The 24,162-nt window shown below is 40.0% G+C and carries 20 protein-coding genes and 1 pseudogene; 17 read left to right on the forward strand and 4 right to left on the reverse strand.

Annotated elements, in window-relative coordinates:
* The first annotated feature begins 2 nt into the window (after positions 1-2).
* From thrB to I6F10_RS06965, 12 genes are all read left to right on the forward strand, one after another.
* A complete protein-coding gene (gene thrB, locus I6F10_RS06910) occupies positions 3-938 on the forward strand; it encodes a homoserine kinase (protein WP_165744067.1) in 936 nt (311 codons plus the stop codon).
* An 11-nt stretch (positions 939-949) separates the two neighbouring features.
* Complete coding sequence (gene thrC, locus I6F10_RS06915) at positions 950-2,233, forward strand: threonine synthase (RefSeq protein ID WP_165744066.1); 1,284 nt, start codon at positions 950-952, stop codon at positions 2,231-2,233.
* Positions 2,234-2,502: 269 nt separating this feature from the next.
* Positions 2,503-3,759 carry a serine hydroxymethyltransferase gene (gene glyA / locus I6F10_RS06920; protein WP_002961763.1) on the forward strand — a complete coding sequence of 419 codons (1,257 nt, stop codon included), beginning with the start codon at positions 2,503-2,505 and terminating at the stop codon, positions 3,757-3,759.
* A 275-nt stretch (positions 3,760-4,034) separates the two neighbouring features.
* Positions 4,035-4,484 (forward strand): transcriptional regulator NrdR, encoded by a 450-nt coding sequence (gene nrdR, locus I6F10_RS06925; protein WP_002961761.1) that lies wholly within the window; start codon positions 4,035-4,037, stop codon positions 4,482-4,484.
* Between the two features lie 166 nt (positions 4,485-4,650).
* Positions 4,651-5,784, forward strand: a complete 1,134-nt coding sequence (gene ribD / locus I6F10_RS06930) for a bifunctional diaminohydroxyphosphoribosylaminopyrimidine deaminase/5-amino-6-(5-phosphoribosylamino)uracil reductase RibD (RefSeq protein WP_165744065.1) — start codon at positions 4,651-4,653, stop codon at positions 5,782-5,784.
* Positions 5,785-5,800: 16 nt separating this feature from the next.
* Positions 5,801-6,454 carry a riboflavin synthase gene (locus I6F10_RS06935; protein ID WP_002961757.1) on the forward strand — a complete coding sequence of 218 codons (654 nt, stop codon included), beginning with the start codon at positions 5,801-5,803 and terminating at the stop codon, positions 6,452-6,454.
* 29 nt (positions 6,455-6,483) lie between these two features.
* Positions 6,484-7,596 carry a bifunctional 3,4-dihydroxy-2-butanone-4-phosphate synthase/GTP cyclohydrolase II gene (ribBA, locus tag I6F10_RS06940; RefSeq protein ID WP_024603846.1) on the forward strand — a complete coding sequence of 371 codons (1,113 nt, stop codon included), beginning with the start codon at positions 6,484-6,486 and terminating at the stop codon, positions 7,594-7,596.
* A 100-nt stretch (positions 7,597-7,696) separates the two neighbouring features.
* Entirely contained in the window at positions 7,697-8,161 is a 465-nt protein-coding gene (gene ribH, locus I6F10_RS06945; RefSeq protein ID WP_002961753.1) for a 6,7-dimethyl-8-ribityllumazine synthase, read from the forward strand.
* Positions 8,162-8,176: 15 nt separating this feature from the next.
* On the forward strand, positions 8,177-8,587 hold the full coding sequence (gene nusB, locus I6F10_RS06950; protein ID WP_002961751.1) for a transcription antitermination factor NusB: 411 nt from the start codon (positions 8,177-8,179) through the stop codon (positions 8,585-8,587).
* Positions 8,588-8,633: 46 nt separating this feature from the next.
* A complete protein-coding gene (thiL, locus tag I6F10_RS06955; protein WP_165744064.1) occupies positions 8,634-9,608 on the forward strand; it encodes a thiamine-phosphate kinase in 975 nt (324 codons plus the stop codon).
* A complete protein-coding gene (locus I6F10_RS06960) occupies positions 9,605-10,090 on the forward strand; it encodes a phosphatidylglycerophosphatase A family protein (RefSeq protein ID WP_165744063.1) in 486 nt (161 codons plus the stop codon). The genes thiL and I6F10_RS06960 overlap by 4 nt, the downstream gene beginning before the upstream one ends.
* 43 nt (positions 10,091-10,133) lie before the next feature.
* Complete coding sequence (locus I6F10_RS06965; RefSeq protein ID WP_165744062.1) at positions 10,134-13,220, forward strand: ligand-binding sensor domain-containing diguanylate cyclase; 3,087 nt, start codon at positions 10,134-10,136, stop codon at positions 13,218-13,220.
* Between the two features lie 73 nt (positions 13,221-13,293).
* Here the strand turns inward: I6F10_RS06965 and dxs are convergent, their stop codons facing one another.
* From dxs to I6F10_RS06980, 3 genes are all read right to left on the reverse strand, one after another.
* Positions 13,294-15,156: a 1-deoxy-D-xylulose-5-phosphate synthase gene (dxs, locus tag I6F10_RS06970; protein ID WP_165744061.1), complete on the reverse strand. Its 1,863-nt coding sequence runs from the start codon at positions 15,154-15,156 to the stop codon at positions 13,294-13,296.
* A gap of 105 nt (positions 15,157-15,261) precedes the next feature.
* Complete coding sequence (ispA, locus tag I6F10_RS06975) at positions 15,262-16,149, reverse strand: (2E,6E)-farnesyl diphosphate synthase (RefSeq protein WP_039490432.1); 888 nt, start codon at positions 16,147-16,149, stop codon at positions 15,262-15,264.
* 2 nt (positions 16,150-16,151) lie between these two features.
* Complete coding sequence (locus I6F10_RS06980; RefSeq protein WP_002961738.1) at positions 16,152-16,394, reverse strand: exodeoxyribonuclease VII small subunit; 243 nt, start codon at positions 16,392-16,394, stop codon at positions 16,152-16,154.
* A gap of 320 nt (positions 16,395-16,714) precedes the next feature.
* Here I6F10_RS06980 and pomA point away from each other — a divergent pair, with 320 nt between their 5' ends.
* From pomA to I6F10_RS07000, 4 genes are all read left to right on the forward strand, one after another.
* Entirely contained in the window at positions 16,715-17,482 is a 768-nt protein-coding gene (gene pomA, locus I6F10_RS06985) for a flagellar motor protein PomA (RefSeq protein ID WP_024597197.1), read from the forward strand.
* Positions 17,483-17,484: 2 nt separating this feature from the next.
* The gene (locus I6F10_RS06990; RefSeq protein WP_165744060.1) at positions 17,485-18,405 is read left to right on the forward strand and encodes a flagellar motor protein MotB; all 921 of its coding nucleotides are present in this window, start codon (positions 17,485-17,487) and stop codon (positions 18,403-18,405) included.
* A gap of 204 nt (positions 18,406-18,609) precedes the next feature.
* Positions 18,610-19,125, forward strand: coding sequence for a hypothetical protein (locus I6F10_RS06995; protein WP_024603830.1), 516 nt, complete (start codon positions 18,610-18,612; stop codon positions 19,123-19,125).
* 42 nt (positions 19,126-19,167) lie between these two features.
* Complete coding sequence (locus tag I6F10_RS07000) at positions 19,168-21,108, forward strand: DNA topoisomerase III (RefSeq protein ID WP_165744059.1); 1,941 nt, start codon at positions 19,168-19,170, stop codon at positions 21,106-21,108.
* 67 nt (positions 21,109-21,175) lie between these two features.
* Here I6F10_RS07000 and I6F10_RS07005 read toward each other — a convergent pair.
* Positions 21,176-22,486 (reverse strand): annotated as a pseudogene (locus I6F10_RS07005) (M20 metallopeptidase family protein).
* Positions 22,487-22,597: 111 nt separating this feature from the next.
* Between I6F10_RS07005 and I6F10_RS07010 the strand changes: the two are divergent.
* Complete coding sequence (locus I6F10_RS07010) at positions 22,598-23,455, forward strand: tetratricopeptide repeat protein (protein WP_165744058.1); 858 nt, start codon at positions 22,598-22,600, stop codon at positions 23,453-23,455.
* Positions 23,456-24,162 lie beyond the last annotated feature (707 nt).

Here is a 24,162-nt window from a genome sequence, read left to right on the forward strand (position 1 = left end):
TTATGATTGAAGTATATGCTCCGGCGTCTATTGGTAATTTTGCAGTAGGTTTTGATGCACTTGGCGCAGCGCTTGCGCCAATTGATGGTAGTTTATTAGGCGATGTAGCCGTTGTAAGTGCAGCACCAAGTGACGAATTTATTTGTACTGGCGACTACGCTCACAAGTTACCAAGTGATGCGAATGAAAACTTAGCGTACCAGTGTTTAGTACATTTTAGAGCGCATGTTGCGCCTGATATGCCAAGCGTAAAGCTCGAGCTTAAAAAGAATTTACCAATTGGATCTGGACTTGGTTCTAGTGCATGCTCGGTCGTGGCTACCTTTGCTGCCCTTGATAAGTTTGCACAAACTAACTTAAGTCAGGTTGAGCTTATTGAGCTTATGGCTGACTTTGAAGCTGTAGTGAGCGGTGGTCGTCATTACGACAACATCACGCCATGCTATTTAGGTGGTTTGCAATTAACAGGTGATTTAATCCCTGATAAATCGATTGCACTTCCTGTTGATGAAAATTGGTACTACGTTGCTGCGTTCCCTGGTTTTTCACTCAACACTGCAAAAGCGCGCTCGGTTTTACCAAAAGAGTTGAGCATGCATGCAAGTGTTGAGTTTGCACAGCGTTTATCGGCATTTAGTAGCTTACTGTTGACTAATCGTTTTGACGATGCACTTAGCATAATGAAAGATGAAATAGCAGAACCTTACCGCGCACCGCTTATTAAAGGTTTTAGTGAAGCCAAAGCAAGCTTACCAGCGTTGGGCGCTGAAATAGTGAGTATTTCGGGCGCAGGACCAACGTTATTTACTGTGTGTAAAACACTGGAATCTGCACAGCAATGCGCGCAGTGGTTAGAGGCAAATTACATTAACGAGCAAGGCTTTTGCCACATTTGTAAATTAGATAACGACGGCACGCGTCAATTAACAGTTTTATAGGATAGGTAGTCATGCAATTACATAATTTAAAAGATAGCTCACAAAAAGTGTCGTTCGTTGAAGCCGTAAAAACAGGTTTAGGTCGTAATCAAGGTGTGTTTTTCCCTGAATCCCTTGCCCCACTGTCTGATGTTGATACATTGCTTGATATGGACTTTGTTACACGCAGTGGCAAAATATTATCTCACCTAATTGGTGATGAGCTGCCAAGCGACACTGTGGCACAAATGGTTAAAAATGCATTTAACTTTCCAGTTAAGCTGGTAGAAGTTGAAGAGAATACATACTGCTTAGAGTTGTTTCATGGTCCTACGCTTGCGTTTAAAGACTTTGGTGGTCGCTTTATGGCTGAGTGTTTAGCGCAATTTAATAAAGATGAAAAAGTAACTATTTTAACCGCAACATCGGGCGATACTGGTGCAGCCGTTGCACATGCTTTTTATAACAAGCCGAATATCGATGTTGTCATCTTATATCCTAAAGGCAAAATTTCACTTGCTCAGCAAAAGCTATTTACTACGTTAGGTAACAATATTCATTGTTACGCAGTTGATGGCAGTTTTGATGATTGCCAAGAGTTGGTTAAAAATGCCTTTTTAGATGAAGAAGTTAAATCAACACTTGGGCTTAATTCTGCTAATTCAATTAATATTAGCCGTTTAGTTGCTCAGGTTTGTTATTACTTTGAGGCCATTGCACAACTACCAAAAGAAAAACGCGCAACAGCGCATATATCAGTGCCAAGTGGCAACTTTGGTAATGTATGTGCTGCAATGATTGGTGCGGTTATTGGCTTACCTGTAGGTAAATTAAGTGCAACAACCAACCAAAATGATACTGTGCCGCGCTTTATGCTTGATAAAACCTGGACGCCAAACGCAACACTTGAGTCGCTTTCAAATGCAATGGATGTAAGTAAGCCAAACAACTGGCCGCGTGTGCAAACAATGTTAGATAATAACTGGTTTAGCTACGATAACTTTTATTCAACTAGCGTAAACGAGGAAGACACGCAATTGGTGATGAAAAAAATTCAACAAACGGGTTATGTTGCAGAGCCCCACACTGCTATTGCGTACCAAGGTCTTGTTGAAAATCGAGCGCCTGGTGCTGCGGGTATCTTTTTAGCAACCGCTCATCCTGCTAAGTTTAAAGAAAGCGTAGAGGGTATTTTAAATATTGAATTAGGTATGCCAAAACCACTTAGCGACGCACTAGCAAAACCATGCCTAGCAAGCGATATAAAGGCCGATTACGACGCATTACGTACAGAAATACTTGCTAAACTTGGCTAAGTTAATTAATTCAAAAAGGCGGTTAAGCCGCCTTTTTTTATAACTTTAGGCTATTAAATCTAGTGAATTGCATTTACTAATTAAATGTAGGAAATAGCATTCATTTAAAATCGTTATGGTTTTATAAGAAAATATCATCTTAAAAAGTCTGTGAAATAGTTTCAATCCCTGTTTAAATATCCTCAACTTAAGAGCGTAGGCAAAGAGTCGTTTAAAGCGTACAATAAAGCCTCTAAAAAACACCATACACGTTGCCCTAGGAGACCCCAATGTTAGAACGTAGCATGAATATTTCGGATTTTGATCCAGAGTTATTTGACGCGATAAACAAAGAAACTGCTCGCCAAGAAGAGCACATTGAACTAATCGCTTCAGAAAACTACTGTAGCCCACGCGTACTAGAAGCGCAGGGTTCACAGCTTACAAATAAATACGCAGAAGGTTACCCTGGCAAACGTTATTATGGCGGTTGTGAGCACGTTGATGTTGTTGAGCAATTAGCAATTGACCGTGCTAACGAGTTATTTGGTTCTGACTACGCAAACGTACAACCACATGCTGGTTCGCAAGCTAATGCTGCTGTTTTTCTAGCGCTATTAGAAGCAGGCGACACTGTACTTGGTATGAGCTTAGCTCATGGTGGTCACTTAACTCACGGATCACACGTAAGCTTCTCTGGTAAGCTTTACAATGCAATTCAATACGGACTAGATGAAACAACGGGCGAAATTGATTACGCACAGGTTGAAGCACTAGCACTTGAGCATAAACCAAAAATGATTATTGGTGGTTTCTCAGCGTACTCAGGTATTGTTGATTGGGCTAAATTCCGTGAAATTGCTGACAAAGTAGGTGCTTACCTGTTTGTTGATATGGCTCACGTTGCAGGTTTAATTGCGGCAGGCGTTTACCCAAGCCCAGTTCCTCATGCACATGTTGTAACTACAACTACGCATAAAACACTTGCTGGTCCTCGTGGTGGTTTAATTATCTCTGCATGTGGCGACGAAGCAATCTATAAAAAGCTTAACAGCGCAGTTTTCCCTGGTGGCCAAGGTGGTCCTTTATGTCATGTTATTGCAGCAAAAGCCGTGGCATTTAAAGAAGCGCTTCAACCAGAATTTAAAGTATACCAAACACAAGTTGTTAAAAACGCAAAAGCAATGGTTGCTGTAATGCAAGAGCGCGGCTACAAAATCGTATCTGACAAAACTGAAAACCACTTATTCCTACTCGATTTAATCGATAAAGATATCACTGGTAAAGATGCAGATGCAGCCCTTGGTAACGCTAACATCACAGTTAACAAAAACTCAGTGCCAAACGATCCACGTTCTCCGTTTGTAACATCTGGTTTGCGTATTGGTTCTCCTGCAATCACTCGTCGTGGTTTCAAAGAAGAAGAATCAAAAGAGCTTGCTGGCTGGATTTGTGACGTACTAGATAACATCACTGATGAATCTGTACAGGCGCAAGTTAAAGAAAAAGTAAAAGCAATTTGTGCAAAATTACCTGTTTACGCTTAATTGCATAAGCAACAGTAATTAACAGCACAACAGTTAGGGAGCTGTTTATCTTTTGAGATTAAATTTGCGCTGTTTTTGAAGTGGCTCTAAAAGTAGTTTTTGCTTTGTGGCTGGGTTTTGACTCAGTTTATTCGATTATAAATCGCACAGTGCAATTAAATTGGCTCTAGATAAAACAAATTTAAATCCTGAAAGAGCAACAGACCTTAATTTTTGCTAAGATAAAAGACCGCTATTTAGCGGTCTTTTTTGTTTTAAAACGGAAGTAGCGAGCTATGCATTGTCCATTTTGTACCGCAAAAGATACTAAAGTTATTGACTCACGCCTTGTTGGTGGAGGCCATCAAGTTCGCAGGCGCCGTGAGTGCAACGACTGCCATGAGCGCTTTACTACATTTGAAGGCGCTGAACTGGTTATGCCTCGTGTTATTAAACAAGACGGCAGCCGCGAACCATTTAACGAAGATAAATTATTAAATGGCTTAAATCGCGCACTCGAAAAACGCCCAGTGAGCACAGAGCAAGTAGACGAAGTAGTGAATATAATAAAATCGCAGTTGCGTGCTACAGGCGAGCGAGAAATTTCAAGCCATTTGGTTGGTGAATGCATTATGGAAGCCCTCAAAAAGCTCGATAAAGTAGCGTATGTAAGATTTGCCTCTGTTTATCGCTCGTTTGAAGATATACGCGAATTTGGCGAAGAAATTGCCCGCTTAGGGGAGTAATACCAATTTTATTAAAAATATGATCATTCTATCGCATTAAATAGCGCACTCACTGCGTTAAAAATTATTCATATAGAACAACTATATGTCATAATTTTCGCCTTGTTATTGCGCTATTTTCTTAGCGCTATAATGGACCACTTATTTAACGCAATTGGTATAATAAATGCTTAACCAAATTACTTTTACTGAACATGATGAAATGTATATGGCACGCGCCATAGAACTTGCCAAAAAAGGTCGGTTTACTACCACACCTAACCCTAATGTTGGCTGTGTCTTAGTTAAAAATAATCAAATAATTGGCGAGGGTTTTCATCAATTAGCAGGTCAAGGCCATGCTGAAGTAAATGCACTGGCTGTCGCTGGAAAAAATGCACAAGGTGCAACGGCTTATGTAACGCTTGAACCGTGTAGTCATTATGGCCGTACGCCACCGTGCGCCGAAGGCTTAAAAGCTGCCGGTGTGGTAAAAGTAATTGCTGCTATGGTTGATACAAATCCACAAGTTGCTGGCAAAGGCCTTAAAATACTGAGCGACGCGGGTATTGACGTTGCTTACGGGTTACTCGAATCACAAGCTCGCGCACTTAACGTTGGCTTTTTTAAGCGTATGGAGCAAGGCTTACCTTATGTGATTTGCAAAATGGCAGCGAGTATTGATGGTAAAACGGCACTTAAAAATGGGCAAAGTAAGTGGATCACAAGTCCTGCTGCTCGACAAGACGTACAATTACACCGAGCGAAAAGCTGCGCTATTTTAACCGGTGCCGATACAGTGTTAGTAGACGATGCTAAACTTAATGTGCGACTAAGTGAGCTGCCTTGTACACTGCCTACTGATTTGCCGCTTCGCCAGCCCGTGCGTGTTATAATTGACTCTCAAAACCGTTTAACACCGGACCTTGCTTTATTTGAAATCCAAAGTGATGTAATAATATTTACGACTAAGGTTGATAAATCATTGCAATGGCCGCATTTTGTAAAGCATATTGAAGTCAGTGAAAGTAACGGTAAAGTTGATTTACAAGCCGTTTTAGAAAAACTTGGGCAGCTACAGTTTAATAATGTTTGGCTTGAAGCTGGCGCAACACTTGCTGGTAAAATGACAGAGCTTAATTTAGTTGACGAGTTTGTTTTTTATTTAGCGCCTAAACTAATGGGCCATGATGCAAAAAGTTTAGTTAATTTTCCTGAATTGACGAGTATGCAAAACACCGTTGATTTAACATTTAATGAATGTGCGCGCATTGGTGACGATTTACGTATCACCGCGTCAAAACTCATTAAAATCACTTAATAAAAAGAGTAGTGCTATGTTTACTGGGATAATAGAAGCCACAGGAAAAATTGCTTTATTACAAAAAAAACAAGGCGACTTAGCCATTCGTATCCAAAGTGCTGATCTTGATATGACAGACGTAAAGTTAGGTGACAGCATTGCAACTAATGGTGTTTGCTTAACTGTAGTTGATAAACATATTGATGGTTTTAGTGCGGATTTATCTAATGAGACGATTAGTTTGACCGGTTTTGCTCACTATGCTTTAGGACAAACGGTGAATCTTGAAAAAGCCATGCAACCTGTTTCTCGTTTAGGCGGTCATTTAGTATCTGGCCATGTTGATGGTATCGCAACAATTACAAGTATTACTGCAAACGCCAGAGCAACAGAATATTGGCTTACAACTGACGAAAATTTAATGAAATACATTCCGTACAAAGGTTCGGTATGTATTGATGGTATAAGCCTGACAGTAAACGCTGTAGAGGGCAATAAATTCAAATTAACAATTGTCCCACACACGAGTGAGCAAACCACAATTGCTCATTTTAAAGTAGGTACCCAAGTTAATTTAGAAGTCGATCAAATTGCACGTTATTTAGAGCGCCTTATAAAGGGTGCAGAGCAACCAACTGGCTCTGATATTTCGATGAGCTTACTCGCTAAAGCGGGTTTTATTAAATAACGAAACTGACAACTTACACGAGCAAATTTATGAATTTACACAGTGCGCAAGAAATCATCGACGATATTAAAGCCGGTAAAATGGTTATTTTAATGGATGATGAAGATAGAGAAAATGAAGGCGATTTAATAATAGCTGCTGAGCACATTAGCGCAGAAGCGATTAATTTCATGGCTACCCATGGCCGTGGTTTAATTTGTTTAACCATGACGCAAGAGCGTTGCGAGCAACTTGATTTACCGTTAATGGTTAAAAACAATGGTGCAGCATTTTCGACTAACTTTACAATGTCGATAGAAGCATCAAAAGGTGTTACAACCGGTATTTCAGCAGCAGATAGAGCGCGTACAGTGCAAGCGGCTATAGCTAAAGGCGCAGTCCCAAGTGATATTGTTCAGCCGGGACATATTTTTCCTATTATGGCGCAACCTGGTGGCGTATTAACTCGCGCAGGACACACTGAAGCTGGCTGTGATTTAGCGCGTTTAGCTGGACTTGAAGCATCATCTGTTATTGTTGAAATACTTAATGCTGACGGCACTATGGCACGTCGCCCTGATTTAGAAGTTTTTGCGAAAGAGCACGATATTAAAATTGGCACCATTGCTGATTTAATCGAATACCGCAACTTAAACGAAACAACAATTGAGCAAGTAGCAAAATGTAAGTTACCAACTGTTCATGGTGAATTTGATTTAGTTACTTACAAAGACACAATTGATGGCCAATTACATTACGTATTGCTCAAAGGCGATATAAAAGATCAAGAGCCGACAAATGTACGTGTACATTTGCAAAGTACCTTTAACGATATTCTACTTTCAGACAGAAGTGCTGACCGTAGCTGGGGTCTTTCTGAAGCAATGGCCTACATTGCTAAAAATGAAGGTGCTTTAGTTATTTTAGGTAAGCAAGAAAGCACTGAAGAGCTAGAGGCAACTGTGAAAGCATTTGCAGCAGCTGATGCTGGCGAAAGCGTTACGCCACGCAAATTCAAAGGTACATCTCGTACTGTTGGCGTAGGTTCGCAAATACTTGCCGATCTTGGAATTAAACAAATGCGATTAATGAGTCGCCCCAAAAAGTACCATGCACTTTCGGGCTTTCATTTAGAAGTTGTTGATTACGTTGAGCCACAATAAGCATCACGCTTAAACTAGGCTATTATTTTATTTTTATGGTATGATGCGCAGCAATTTTTGCGCAATCGCAACCGCTTGAACTTATTTTTAGGGTTATCAAATGAAAATTATTGAAGGTAATAAGTACGCTCCAGGCAAAAAATTTGCCATTGTCATTTCTCGTTTTAATGACTTTATTGGTAGCAGCCTCCTTGCAGGTGCTGTTGATGAGCTAAAACGCACAGGTGGCGTATCAGATGACGACATTACCGTTATTTATGTGCCAGGCGCGGTAGAATTACCTTTAGCGGCTAAACGCGTTGCGGCAAAAAAAGAGTATGATGCAATCATCGCATTAGGCGTAGTGATCAGAGGTGGTACACCACACTTTGACCTAGTTGCTGGCGAATCAAACAAAGGTCTTGCGCAAGTATCACTTGAGTATGATATCCCGGTTGCATTTGGCGTATTAACCACAGAAAGCATTGAACAAGCAATTGAGCGTGCTGGCACCAAAATGGGCAATAAAGGCGGCGAAGCTGCTTTAGGCGCGCTTGAAATGGTTAATGTGTTAGATAAAATTTAAGTTTAAGGAATTTTTGTGAAACCAGCAGCAAGACGTAAAGCACGTATCTTAGCACTCCAAGCCGTTTATTCTTGGCAAATAAGTGGCAATTTAATTGCCGATATCGAACAACAAATGTTGATCGAAACAGACGTTACTAAAATTGATGTTGAATACTTTAAAGATCTAGCGACGGGTGTTGCTGTAAATTACAAGCAACTAGACGAAGCTGTATCACCACATTTAACACGTCCGTTTGATGACTTAGATATGGTTGAGCGTGCAATTTTACGTTTAAGCAGCTATGAGCTTAAGTTCCGTGAAGACGTACCTTATAAAGTTGCTATTAACGAAGGTATTGAACTGGCCAAAATTTTTGGCGCTGAAGACAGCCATAAATTTGTAAACGGTGTACTTGATAAAGCTGTTAAGCATTTACGCAAGTAAGTAAACCGTTAAAGAGGGGAGCCGGCATAGGCCGGCTTTTTTGTGTATGAAGGAATTTGAATTAATTAACCGCTACTTTAAAGGTCGCGGTATCACCCGTCGTGATGTAAACCTAGGTATAGGGGATGATTGCGCTTTAGTAACCGTTCCACAAAACTGCCAACTTGCCGTTACAACAGACACTCTTGTTGCTGGCGTACACTTTTTTGATGATATTTCCCCTCGTGCATTAGGTCACAGAGCGCTTGCTGTTAATTTAAGTGATTTAGCGGCCATGGGCGCTGAGCCAACTTGGGTTTCAGTTGCGTTAACTTTGCCAAGTATTGACCCACAGTGGATTGAAGAGTTTACTGATGGCATGCATGAAATTGCTGAATATTTTAATGTGCAGATTATAGGTGGCGATACAACTCAGGGTCCATTAACCATCACTATTTGTGCGAAAGGGACTGTACCTGAAGGTACTGCACTTCATCGTAGTGGCGCAAAAGTGGGTGATTGGATTTATGTTACGGGTCCGCTAGGTGACGCTGGACTTGCAATTGAGTCTCGCAAGCAAGGTATAAATATTGAGCCAGAGCATTTAAAGTACGTAAATAAACGCTTTGACTTTCCAACCCCACGTGTTGCTGCAGGGCAGGTATTACGAGGCCTAGCATCATCGGCTATTGATGTGTCGGACGGCTTAATCGCTGATTTAAGTCATATACTCGATATGTCACAAGTAAATGCAGTGGTGAATATTGAAAGTATTCCAACTTCAGATGCGATGCAAGCAAGCCTTGATTTTAATCAGCAGCTGCCATTTATTCTCAGTTACGGTGATGATTACGAATTAATTTTTACGGTCCCTGATAGCAATAAAAGTATGTTAGAAATAAAGCTACGCCAGTATGGTGTAGATGCAACATGCATTGGCCAAGTTAAAAGTGGCGATGGCCAAATTGAGCTTTTACACAACGGTGAAAAGTTTGATTTTGAACCGCAGGGTTTTGAGCACTTTGCAAAGGAGCTGGTTTGAACAATAACCGCAAGTTTAATTTAAAGCGTCCACATCAGTTTTTTGGTCTGGGCTTTGGGGCAGGGCTTGCCCCTAAAGCGCCCGGTACATTTGGTACGTTTGCTGCCTTGCCATTCATTTTTATGACCATGTATTATCCGTTATGGCTGCAAATTGTATTTGCCGTTGTGATCAGTATATTTGGTATATGGGCGTGCGGTAAAACGGCTGATGATTTAGGCGTACACGATCATCCTGCTATTGTATGGGATGAAGTGGCGGGTTATTACATCACTATGATTGGCGCAGCACTTAGCTGGCAAACATTACTCGTAGGTTTTTTGTTATTTCGCTTTTTTGATATAGCAAAACCCGGCCCAATCCGTATGCTAGACAAACGAGTACATGGCGGTTTAGGTATAATGGCCGATGATATACTTGCGGGTATTTTTTCGCTTATATGTTTACAAGCGTTAATAAAAGTGGGTTTACTGTCCTTTTAATTTTAATTTTTATATTTGATTTGTTTAACTAGGTGGCAGCAATATGATGCGATTTTTACTGGTTTGTGTACTTATGTTGTGCGCGACGCCAAGTTGGGCTTCAATTACTGATTACGTAGTTAAGCAATGGAATATAAAAGATGGCCTACCGTCGCAATCACTTAAAAGTGTTGTGCAAGATCAGCAAGGCTATATGTGGCTTGGTACGCAATTTGGTTTAAGCCGTTTTGATGGTACAACATTTACAAATTACAACACGCAAAATAGTCCATTCTTGCCTAGTAATGGTGTTAATAAGCTTTTAGTCGATTCTAGTGGTTTGTTATGGGTAGGCACTAAAAGTGGCTTGGTAGTTATTAACCCAGCCACATTTGCAGCACAAGAATTTAATATTAAAGGTCCAGTAAGGGATATTCTTGAGGACTCTAAAGGTAGCATATGGATTGCGGCCAACGGCTTATACTATGTAGATAGAGGGCAAGTTGATTTACGCACTGAAGTAAATGGTCCTCTACCTATTGTTAATGCTACTGTGATCACACAAATAGTTGGCTCTGTTAGCCAAATGGCACTCTCTCCTGAAGGCATTTGGCTGGTTAATGATCGTCATTTATTGCGCCTTACAAAAAACTCATCAGATTTTTCTAAACTACGTTTAGAGCTTACCGCAAAAATATCGCTACCAGAGCGCTTAGCGCAAACCATAGTGCACGATTTATCATTTTTAAATGGTAATTTGTATATAGCTTCTGAGCTAGGTGCATACTTTTTAGATTTAGATGACGAGCTAAGACCTTTTCCTTTACCTAATGCAAATAACTCAGCCGTTTATAAGTTTATGAGTGATACCGATGGTGGCTTGTGGGTATCGACCTATGGGCGCTTATTATTCAGAGATAAAACCGGTGAGTGGCAATGGGTAGAGCCTAGCCAACTTGATCAAAGTATATGGTTTGCTGATATTTTTAGAGATGATAAAAATAACGTTTGGTTAGCAAGCTTTAGTGAAGGCTTGTGGCTTGCTCATGAAGGACGAGTCGAAAGGCATTCAGCAGTTTCAAACATGACCGAATCTGTTATGGCTATTAGCCAAGCACCCGATGGTAAACTGTGGGTTGCGAATAAAAGCGGCATTGGTTATTTCGATTTAGATAAAAGTTTTATTAATTTAGTCCCAAGTAGTAAATATGGGTACGCGTCAGTACATGATCTACAATTTGATGGTGAGCGATTATATATAGCCACAGGGCGCGGCTTATTTGTTTTTGAAAACAAGACACTTTACACCGTCCCTGGTCGAGCACTTCGCGATAATCCGGTATTTGCAATAAGTCGCTCTAGTAAAGGCGGCTTTTGGATTGGTACCGGACGCGGTTTATATCGATTAAATTATGCTGGTTTAACGCCTTTTGCCTATAACGCTTTTTTAGGTAGTAAGTTTATTACCTACGTATTAGATAAAACAAACTTTGGTGTGATTGGTACTAGTAAGGGCGCATATTACTTTACAGACCGTGGCATTGAAAAAATTGGCGACCAAACAACACTTGAAAGCGCATACGTTACTAGCGTGCTACATATAGATGGCGTGGGTATTTTAATCGGCTCTCTTAACGACGGGCTTTTTTACAGAAGTACGCAAGGGCAATGGCGTCAGCTCGATGCAGCTAATGGTTTACCGTATGGTTCTATATTTAGCCTAGAATATGATGAAAAGTTAAAGCATGTTTGGGTAAGCACCATGAAAGGTGTTTACAGAATGCCTGTAGAGCAATTTAAAACAGAAATAAAAAGCCTAAAAGTTGAAGAAGTAATTTCATCTTTTGACCGTCAACTCGATGGTAAAGCGAATCAATGTTGTAGCGGACTTGGGCATGATGCGGTAGCAGACACCGGAAATTCTATTTGGTACCCAAGCTTACAAGGTGTTGTTGAAATACCTAAAAATGTAGAGCTATTTGGCGTGCTTGCATTAAAGCCAACAATAGAGACAATAACAACGCCACTTCGTCATTTAACTACCGCTGCGCTTGGTAAAAAACCATCATTAGAAACAGACGAGCGTGATATAACGCTAACTTACACAGCTATTGATTACTATGCACCAAACAGCATTGAATTTAGATATAAACTAAGTGGCTTAGATAGTGACTGGCGCTATGCAAATACGCGACGTGAAGCTATTTATACTAACTTGCCTCCTGGCTCGTTTTTGTTTCAATTAGAAGCTAAGCGCCAAGGTGAAGACTGGGCTAAAGCGCAAGATGTAGAATACGGTTTTTTAGTGCCTGAGCGCTTTGACGAAACAATTTACTTTAGGCTTTTAATTACCAGTGGTTTTATTTTGCTTTTTTATCTCATTTTTTGGGTGTTTAGAGCACAAGAACGCAGAAAACAAGAAGCATTAGAGGGCTTAATCACTGAGCGTACCTTAGAGCTTCGCCAAGCTAATGATAAATTAGGCCAAGTGAATTCACAGCTTAAATTAGTGAGTCACTCAGATGAGCTAACAGGGCTACGTAGTCGCCGCTTTTTGTTTGATCAACTCCCTAAAGATATTGAGCACTTTCAACGTAATTCACAGTCGCTGCAGGCACAAGGTAAGTCACTGGTGCTGGTAATTATTAACTTTGATAACTTCAGCCGTATTAACGATGCGTATGGCCCAATTGCAGGTGATAGCTGCTTACAGCAAATGGCTGCATTGTTAAATTCGCGTACGCAGGGTTCTGACTATGTGGCACGTTGGAGTGGTGATGAGTTTTTATTATTATTACGTGACTTTAAATGCAATAAAATAGACAGCTATGCTTCAGAACTTTGTAAAGTAATAGCGGCTAATTCGTTCCAATTACCAAATGGAAAAACAACTAATATCACGGCATCAATTGGTTGGTCATTTTATCCATTACCTTTATTAGGCGGGCAGGTAATTAGCTGGGAAACCTCTATTAACTTGGCCGATATAGCACTGCATCAAGTTAAAAAGCGCGGTGGTGATGGTGTGGCTAATATTACGTTTGATGATCAGCTCGATGCATTTGAGTTTGAACAAAACTCTAATGTTGATCAACAGTTAGGTATTTTGCAAAGTAATGGCCTAGCTGATATTAAAGTGTGGATGCGTTGATGAGCAATATTTGACATTAAAAAAGGAGCCTAGGCTCCTTTTTTAATGTGCTCTGCATTTAAATGTATAGAAGTTAATTAATAAACGTTTTAATCGCGTTTAATATTCCTTGCTCGCCTAATCCCATTTCATCGTGCATTTCATCTTGCGTGCCGTGTTTAATAAACTCATCAGGAATACCTAAGTTAAGGATATTAATATCAGCCTTTTGCGTTGCCAAGTATTCATTAACTGCAGAGCCGGCACCGCCAGCAATAGCATTATCTTCAAGGGTTACAATTACATCGTGGCTAGTAGCAAGCTCATTTAAAAGTGCAGTATCAAGTGGTTTAATAAAACGCATATTAACAAGCGTTGCATCTAATTCGTTAGCTGCAAGCTGGGCGTTTTCAAGTAATGTACCGAACGATAAAATGGCAATTTTACTGCCTTTCTTAATTGTATCTGCCTTACCTATTTCAAGCAGTTGCATAGTGCTTTCAATGTCTGCAGTACCTGCGCTACCTCGAGGGTAACGAACTGCAACAGGGCAGTTTGCTTTATAACCGGTGTATAGCATTTGGCGGCATTCGTTGGTGTCGCTTGGTGCCATAATTACCATATTTGGAATACAGCGCATAAAGCTTAAATCGTACGCACCTTGGTGAGTTTCACCATCGGCTCCAACAATACCAGCGCGGTCAATGGCAAATAATACAGGTAAGTTTTGCAGTGCAACATCATGTATTAATTGGTCATACGCACGTTGTAAAAAGCTCGAGTAAATAGCAACAACAGGTTTTAAACCTTCACAAGCAAAACCAGCCGCTAAAGTAACAGCATGCTGCTCTGCAATGGCCACATCAAAGTATTGATCTGGAAACTCCTTAGAAAAACGTACCATGCCAGAGCCTTCACGCATTGCTGGCGTAATGGCCATTAACTTGCTGTCTTGCTTTGCCATGTCGCATAACCAATCGCCAAAAACTTTTGAAAAAGTAGCAGCGCTAGGTTTAGATTTAGGCAGGCTAGTTGTGCTTGGATCGAATTTTGGTACACCATGGTAGCCAATAGGATCGGCTTCAGCCGGTTTGTAGCCCTTACCTTTTTGCGTTTTTATATGTAAAAGCTGTGGGCCTTTTAAATTACGCATATTACGTAATGTATCTACAAGCATGTTTACATCGTGACCATCAATTGGGCCTATGTAATTTAGGCCTAATTCTTCAAAGAAGGTTCCCGGGATCATCATGCCCTTAATGTGCTCTTCCATTTTACTGGCAAGTTGTTTTACCGGAGGCACACCTGAGAGTAACTTTTTACTGCCTTCACGAATGTTAGTATAAAAGCTACCTGATAAAATTCGGGCAAAGTGATTTGTTAATGCGCCAACATTTTCAGAAATCGACATTTCGTTATCATTTAAAATAATAAGCATGTCTGATTTTACATCACCTAAATGATTCATCGCTTCAAATGCCATGCCTGCGGTGATAGCTCCGTCACCAATAATGGCTACAGATTTTCGACCTTTGCCTTCTTTTTGGGCGGCAATAGACATACCTAAGGCAGCTGAAATAGAGGTGCTTGAATGGCCTACGCTAAACGTATCGTATTGGCTTTCATCGCGAAAAGGAAAAGGGTGCAAACCGTCTTTTTGGCGAATAGTGTGCATTTGGTCGCGACGACCTGTAAGGATTTTATGTGGATAAGCTTGGTGACCCACATCCCAAACTAGGCGATCGTCTGGAGTGTTATAAACATAATGTAGCGCAACGGTTAGTTCAACCGTCCCTAAACCAGACGCTAGATGACCGCTACTTTGCGATACTGAGTTGAGTAAATAATCGCGCAGCTCATTGCTAAATGCAGGGAGTTTGTCTTGCGCTAAGTCACGCAATTGGGCTGGCTCGTCAACCAAATTAAGTAATGGATACTTGCTACTATCAAGTGTCATGGTTTTATATATATCCTTCGCTAACATTAATTCATTCAAAGCTTTTACGAATAATTAATGTTGAGTAATAATGTCAGTGCTAATTGCAATACGTATGAGCAAAAATTAGTGGTCACGCTCAATTAGGTAATTTGCTAGCGACGCAAGAAGTGTTGTGTCAGCATCTATATTTGCCAACGCTTCATGGGCTTGTTGTATTAAATTTTGCGCCTTTTCTTTAGCGCCTAGCATACCTAATAACGCCGGATATGTCGCTTTATTCGCGGCAATATCGGAGCCTTGTGGTTTACCTAAAGTAACCGTATCGCCTTCAACATCTAAAATGTCGTCGTGTACTTGAAACGCCAGCCCTATAGCATACCCAAAAATGCTTAAATTTTCTAAGGTTTGTTGATCTGCCTTTTCACTGCACAGTGCACCAAGTGTAATTGCACAATTAATTAAAGCTCCGGTTTTTAGCTTATGTATTCGCTCAAGCTCTTGTACGGTAATTACTTTATCTGTTGCTGCTATATCAAGACCTTGTCCGCCTACCATGCCCTCAAGGCCTGATGCGTGGGCAAGCGTAGCAATCATTTTTACTTGTGTTTGCGACGAGCATGTAAATTTGTGATTCGCAATAAGCTCAAAGGCGAGTGTTTGTAGGGCATCACCAGCTAAAATTGCATTTGCCTCGCCAAATTCTATATGGCAAGTAGGGCGGCCACGGCGTAAGTCGTCATCGTCCATAGCAGGCAAATCATCATGAACTAGCGAATAGCTATGGATACACTCAATTGCAGCAGCAAGTACATGTAAGTCTTGCTGGTTTGCACCGAGCATTTTACCTGTGGCATAAACTAAAAATGGACGTAATCTTTTACCGCCATTAAATAATCCATACTGGGTGGCGTTCTTTACCGTTTCTTCAGTATCGAGAGGCTGTTTAAAATGCTGCTGTAAGGTCGCTACTACATCTTTTTGAGCACGTTCGATATAATTATTTATGCTCACAGCTATTCCATATCATTATCAAAATTCGTAAGAACTGACTTTTCGCCATTACCCATCAAAATTGATACTTTTTGTTCTGCTTGCTGTAATTTACCTGATGAAGCACTTGCTAATGCAATTCCACGCTCAAATTGCTTTAACGATTGCTCAAGCGATAAGTCACCTTGTTCCATGTCACTAACGATTGTAGATAATTCTTCTAGTGCTTGTTCGAAACTTAAGTTTTCAGGTTTTTTAGTCGCCATCTTTATTTCAGCTTACATAATAAATTTAGGGTTAATTTTAGGGGGAATGCTAAACTAGGTCAAAGGATGATATTGGTTTTTTACCTTTATAACGTTAAATTATATTTCAAGTGTATTAATAAAGCCTTAATAGCGGTCTGTTAGTTTAATAAATCAATTGATAATTAGGTAGCCCTTATAACTTGATCTAAAATAGTGCTAAAGGCTGCTTTTTATGTTTATTTATAAAAATGGCTTAAGCAATTCAATATGTTGCCGATAAGCAGTTAATAATAAAAGTTTATGATAAGGCCATTAAGCATGAAACTTCTGGAGGAAATGTGGATTTAGCAACCATAATCGGGATCCTAGGCGCAATTGGCTTAATTGTCATGTCTATGTTTATGAGTAGTAGCGGTGAAATGGCTATGTTTGCCGATGCTCCTTCTAGTGTAATTGTATTTGGTGGTTCACTTTTCATTGTTTTATCAAATTTCACCATGTCGCAGTTTTTGGGTATAGGTAAAGTTGTTGCTAAAGCGTTTATGTTTAAAATTGAAACGCCAGAAGAACTTATTGAAAAAGCAGTAGAACTTGCTGATTCAGCTCGTAAAGGGGGGTTTTTAGCACTCGAAGAAGCTGAAATCCCAAATCCATTTATGCGCAAAGGCGTCGACATGCTTGTTGATGGCCATGACGCAGATGTTGTTCGCGCCACACTTCAAAAAGACATCTCTTTAACCACTACTCGACATGAAATGGGCGCAGGCTTATTTAAGTCATTAGCCGATATTGCACCAGCAATGGGAATGATTGGTACTCTAATTGGCTTAGTTGCAATGTTATCTAACATGGATGACCCAAAAGCAATTGGCCCGGCAATGGCGGTAGCGCTTTTAACAACTTTATATGGTGCGTTTTTAGCCAATGTTGTGGCAATTCCTATTCAGGTAAAACTTGAACTGCGTAAAGACGAAGAAGCTATGAATCAGCGTTTAATTTTAGATGCTATTTTAGGTATACAAGATGGCCAAAATCCAAAAGTAATCGAAGGTATTTTGAAAAATTACTTAGCTGAATCTAAACGCAAAGTAGATACCGAGGAGTAATTATGTCTGATCAAGAGTGCAAATGCCCACCACCAGGCCTACCAGCATGGATGGGAACGTTTGCCGATTTAATGTCACTTTTAATGTGCTTTTTTGTACTCTTGCTTGCGTTTTCAGAAATGGATGTACTTAAGTTTAAACAAATTGCGGGCTCTATGAAGTTTGCTTTTGGTGTGCAGAATAAAATTGAAGTAAAAGATATCCCTAAAGGTACCTCTGTTATTGCTATGGAGTTTACCCCAGGCAAACCAGAACCCACTCCAATAGAAACTATTCAACAACAAACAGTAGAAATGACTCAACAAATGTTAGAGTTTCAGGCTGGAGATGAAAGCTCAGCTGGCGGCAGACAAGAACAACGCGGGGACAAACGTGGTGGCGAATCTCGTAGTACTTCTCAAGAGCAATCGTCAGAGCAAGCAACTTCAGCGGCCGATCAGGAACAAACTAACGAGCTCGTTAAAAAAATCGCGCAGCAGCTTGAAAAGCAAATAATAGATGGTGCAATTGAGCTTGAATCTTTAGGGCAGCAAATAATTATTCGTATTAGAGAGAATGGTTCATTTCCTTCGGGTAGTGCATTTTTACAACCTAAGTTTAAACCCATAATTCAAGGTATTGGTGTGCTGTTAAAAGATGTACCTGGCGAAATTACTGTATCTGGCCATACCGACGATTTTCAGGTATCGAATGAGTTATATATTAACAACTGGGACTTATCGTCAAAGCGTGCTGTAGCAGTAGCAAGCGAGCTGCAAACGGTGCAAGGGTTTGATAAAAACCGCATGATGGTAGTGGGTCGGGCTGATACCCGTCCACTTGTTCCAAACGATTCAAATGAAGATCGCCGCAGGAATCGCCGAGTAGAAATATCTATATTACAAGGTAAAGCAAAAGAGTCAGCGCCTATTGATGTACGTTAAGCTATTGCTTGGTATTATATCTCACTACTTTTTGTTTTAATTTAGGGTACTTAATTGCCTAAGCATCTTGGCAATTTCATCATTTTAGCTTACAGTACATTTCCTTAACATATGTAATGGAATGCCCGTGAATAAAAAATATAAGTATAGCGATATGCCTGGAAATGGTACTGGCGGAGATGACGATAAGACGAAAGAATAACAATGCCTTTATGGGTTGATAAGGTAATTACATTTCTTGAACTTAGCTGGGTTTTATTTTTAATCCCAGCTATTGTTGTTTTCTATTTGCGTAAAGATTTTTTAGCATTACGATTTGTATGTGTCACAGGTGTATTTTTCTTATTTGGTGCACTTATATACGATTCTTTAAAAGAGTTTGATAAAGATATTTATATATATAGATATCTTGTCTGGGCGTTTAATGACATAGCTTGGATGGCTTTAATTGCCTATCTTGGGATAAAAGATAAAGTTTATTTATGGCAATGTGTGTTAGGTCAGTTGGTTGTTATAATGGCACCAATTTTACAACTTTTTCGCGTTGTTGATCGCCACCTTTGGGATTTATCTTATAGCACGTTAATGTATAAAACGCTTTTACCTTTAATTAATACGCTCACCGTAGTGGTGTGTTATCTTCCGCTAATTTATATTGTAATTAAAAATAATAAGACAGTAACTGGTAATAATCATAAAAAAGCCCCTCCTTTAAAATAGCTGTGCTAAACTACTGTTTATATGAACAGTGGTGAGCAAGCTATGAAACTCTACATTGCAGAAAAACCTTCACTAGGACGCGCTATTGCTGATGCGTTACCAAAACCACATAAAAAACACGATGGCTATATAGAAGTCGCTAACGGAGATTGTGTCTCGTGGTGTATAGGGCATTTACTAGAACAAGCAGAGCCCGATGATTACGATGAGCGCTTTAAAAAGTGGCAGTTTGATCACTTGCCTATAATACCTGAGCAGTGGAAGTTAAAAGCCAAAACCAAAACTCGCAAACAGCTCACTGTTTTAAAAAAATTAATTAAACAAGCCTCGCAACTTATTCACGCTGGCGATCCAGACCGTGAAGGCCAGCTTCTGGTCGACCAAGTAATAGAAGAAGCTAAAATAAGTCAGGCTAAAAAGCAAAGTACGCAACGTTTACTCATTAGTGATTTAAACTTATCGGCGGTAAAGAAATCATTGGGCACAATGCGTTCTAATCGAGATTTTATTCCGCTAAGTGTATCTGCTTTAGCGCGCTCTCGTGCTGATTGGCTATTTGGTATGAATTTAACACGTGCATACACACTAGCTGGGCAAAAAGCAGGGTTTGGTAATGTGCTTTCGGTAGGGCGAGTACAAACCCCTATTTTAGGTCTTGTTGTTAATAGAGATAACGAAGTAGCGAACTTTGTATCTAAGCCTTTTTACGATGTATTGGCGCATTTGCTTACTCCAGATAATCAACCATTCATAGCTAAGTGGGTTCCAAGCAAAGCATGTGAGCCACATCAAGATGAAGAAGGGCGAATACTTAACAAAGCTCTTGCAGAAAATGTTGCTTCACGCATTACAAAGCAAAGTGCTGAGCTTACTTCACTCGACCAAAAACAAAAAAAGCAAAGTGCTCCATTACCTTATAATTTATCTGCTCTGCAAATAGATGCCGCTAAAGCATTTGGTATGCCAGCTCAAAAAGTATTGGATATTTGCCAAATACTTTACGAACGTCATAAACTAATTACTTACCCACGCTCAGATAATCGTTATTTACCCAAAGATCACCATCAAGAAGCATCTGCTATTTTAAAGGCAATAAGTGCAAATGGGGGGCAAGGCAGTGAATTAGTAAACGGGGCTGATGAAAAAAAGCGTAGTAAATGTTTTAACGATTCAAAAGTAGCTGCCCATCATGCCATTGTACCTACGGCTAAGCAGTTAAAGTCAGCGAGTTTGAGCGGTGACGAAGCAAAGGTATATCAATTAATAAGCCGTCATTACTTAATTCAGTTTTATCCCGACTATATATATAACGAAACTAAAGCTGAGGTAATTATTGCTGGTGGGCTTTTTAAGGCAAATGCAAAGCAAGATGTAAGCTTGGGTTTTAAGGTGTTAATGGGTAAATCTGAATTAAAAGATGAAGCCTCGCTACCTCCTTTAACAAAAGGTATGCCTCTTTTTTGCGATAAAGGCGAAGTAGTCGAAAAGCATACATCACCCCCTGCTTATTTTACCGATGCCACATTATTGGCTGCGATGACGGGCATTAGCCGTTATGTTAAAGATCCACAAATTAAAAAGGTATTAAAAGACACTGATGGTTTAGGTACGGAGGCAACACGTGCGGGAATAATCGAGTTGCTATTTAAGCGGCGTTTTTTAAAACGTGAAGGTAAGTCAATTAGAGCGACCGAAACGGGACTTGCTCTTATTAGCGTATTACCACAAGGTTTAGCGAGTCCTGATTTAACCGCAAAATGGGAGTCGAGCTTAGGTGATATTGCACAGCAGGCAATGAGTTATCAGCAATTTTTACAGCCTTTACTTGCTGACCTAAATGGGTTTGTTCAATTAGCAGCAAACTGCGATAGTAATGCATTTGCGAAGTTACCAAAAACCTCACCTAAAAAACGTTTTGCTAAACGAGGTGGAAAAGCGACCTTTAAAAAGTCGAGTTATAAAAAAAACTCTGTTGCTAGTTAGCAACAGAGCCATTTTATTAAACCATATTGCTTAATGTTGAATTGGTATTACTTAACCTAAACTCAGGTTACTTATTAAATAAGGCAACAGCAGCGTTACTCATTGCTTTTATTCCAGTAGGAATAGCAACTTTATAATCTGGTGCAAATTTACTAGAGTGTAGAGAAGGGAGTACCTCACCTGTTTTTATTGAATCTGCATATTGTGCTTGGTTTACGCCTTCTAGCCAAAAGAGGGTAATAGGGATATTTTCATCGGTGCGTCCGTATAGGCCAAAATCTTCACCCGCCATTACAGCCTGTGTTTCAAGTACATTAGTATCGCCAATTGCGCTGGCAATAGGGTTTCTAACAATGTCTGTTTGTGCAGGGTTATTATAAGTAGATGGAATAGATTCATCTTCATGTACATATATTACAGGGTAGTTAGATTCATTTAAGCCAGCACTTTGTGCAATACCTGCGGTGATTCGTTTTATTGCTGCTATTTGAGCGCTTCTTACATCGGGGTTATAGCTTCTAAGAGTGAGTTGTAGTTTTACTTCATCCGAAATCACATTATGTTTTGAACCACCATGAATAGACCCCACAGTAATAACAGAAGGCTCAAGCGGTGAAAGCTCTCGGCTTGTGATTGTTTGCAAAGCAAGTACAGTGCGTGCAGCTATAACCACTGGGTCTATAGTTGTATGCGGATAAGCACCATGACCACCTTTACCTTTAATTGTAATATCGACAGAATCTACACTTGCCATCGTGTATTCATTTTTCATTGATACCTTACCAGCGGGGACGCTAGCGCTTACATGTAAAGCAATTATATGATCAGGTTTTGCATATTTACTAAATAGTCCTTCGCTTAACATCGCTTTAGCACCCCCACCTACTTCTTCTGCAGGCTGTGCAACCATCATTAATGTACCTTGCCACTGTTTTTTATGAGCAATTAACTGCTCTGCAGTTCCAATAAAAGAGCTCATGTGGATATCGTGGCCACAGCCGTGCATTACACCTACTTTTGCACCGTGCTCGTCTATTACTTTGACTTTTGAGGCATAGGATTTTCCTGTTTACTCAATAATAGGTAAGCCATCAGTATCAGTGCGGATCATCACGGTTGGACCGTTTCCGTTTTTGTAAATGCCGACAACACCAAACCCACCTACATTACTTGTTACTTTAAAACCCAGCTGAGTTAATCTATCTGCTAATTTTTTACCTGTTTTTTGTTCGTGATAAGAGAGCTCTGGGGATTGGTGTAAGTCGAGGTAAAACTTTTCAATAGCTGGCATGGCTTTGCTTAAATTCAAATCGAGTCCATTTGCTTGTACTAATGGGCTTGCTAATAAAAGTATTGCACTTAGGTAAGTTAATTTCATATTTTCCCTTATTGTTGAATATGTATACCGAGTGATTTAGGTATATGACTTGTAATTATTATGTTCACCACCATATAAAAACCTAAATAGACGAATATGGCAATCAATTCAATGAGCAACATAGTTAGTATTAATGCGCAAAACCTTCAACAAGTACTCGGTGAAACATCACAACAAAAATTGGTGTTGCTTAACTTTTTCTCTCCTCAAAGTCCTGACTGCATCGGACAGGCTGCAATTTTAGATAAAGTAGCAGCAGAATATGCAAGCTATATAGTAGTAGCAAACCTAGATTGCGATGCAGAACAAGCACTCGCTTCTCAACTTGCGCAACAAGTTGGTCTGCAAACACTGCCTACGCTTGTATTATTAAAAGACTCCGCACCAGTAGATTTACTTGCAGGTGTTCAAAGCGAAGCACAAATACGCGAAGCCCTAGCAAAGCATTTACCTGCGCAACAAGACTTACTGTTAGAACAAGCAAAGCAAGCGTTATTAAAGTCAGATTTAAATGCTGCATTTAATTATGCAAAGCAAGCTTATGAAATAGACAGCGGTAATGCACGTATCAAGTTAGTGCTAGCAGACATATGTATTCAAATTCACAAGGTAGATGAAGCGCAAGCGCTTATAAATACAATAGGTGCACAAGAGCAAGATGCTTACTTTAATAATATTAAAGCAAAATGCGAAGCCGCGCTTGAAGCAAAAGACTCACCAGAGATTAAAGAAAAGCAACAACAAGTAGAAAAGTATCCAAATGACTTAGAACTAAAAGAAGAGCTCAGTATTTTACTTAATGAAGCAGGCAGAAAAGAAGAGGCATTGGATGTACTGTTTACAGTTCTACAAAAAGATCTGAACTTCAACGAAGCAAAACCAAGCTTTTTAGCCATTATTGCCTCTTTACCTGATGGCGACGCACTCGCAGCTAAGTATCGCCGCAAGTTATATAGTATTTTATACTAGGGTCTGTTGCTCTTTGCGGATTAAAATTTGTTCAAACTAGGGGGGGGTAATCGCGGCGCGAGATTTGTAACCTAGTGGGCTAAGTAAAAACCGAGTAACAAAGAGTAAATAGCCCCTAGGAAGAACCCTTTAGGCAGCGCCTGTTTGGCATTAATGCTACGTTATCGCCTATTTATGGGGTAACCACACTACATAGGCTCTGCCTTGCCTGAATACCAAACAGGCTGCTGCAAATTTAACCTTGAAAGATAAACAGACCCTAGATTCTAATAACTATTACTTTTGAGAAGCACCTACATAAGGTGCTTTTTGCATTTTTAAGGTTTTAATTAATAGCTTTAGTATGGTTTATCTATGTAAAAACAAGAGTTATCAACAGGGTTTTGTGGGTAACTTGTGTTTATCGTGTGCGCTTGCTTGGGGCTTAATTTTAATTACTATTTTATGCAAATAACGCTTGCGTAAAATCCGCCGCTCCCTATAATGCGACCCCACTGAGACGGGATATGGCGACGCGCAGCGGACAACGCATAGCGAGGCACGAACTGCTCAGAGAGTTAAATAAAACTTCGGTTTTAAATCTTCCAAAAGAAAGTTTAAAACAAAGTGTTGACTCGAAAAATAAAGGGTGTATTATTCGCATCCCTTGAGACGCTAAAGCGACTCAAAACGTTCTTTAACAATATAAAGCAATCATCTGTGTGGGC

The organism is Pseudoalteromonas sp. SWYJZ98 (genome assembly GCF_015864495.1).
In the GTDB taxonomy this organism is placed as follows: domain Bacteria; phylum Pseudomonadota; class Gammaproteobacteria; order Enterobacterales; family Alteromonadaceae; genus Pseudoalteromonas; species Pseudoalteromonas distincta.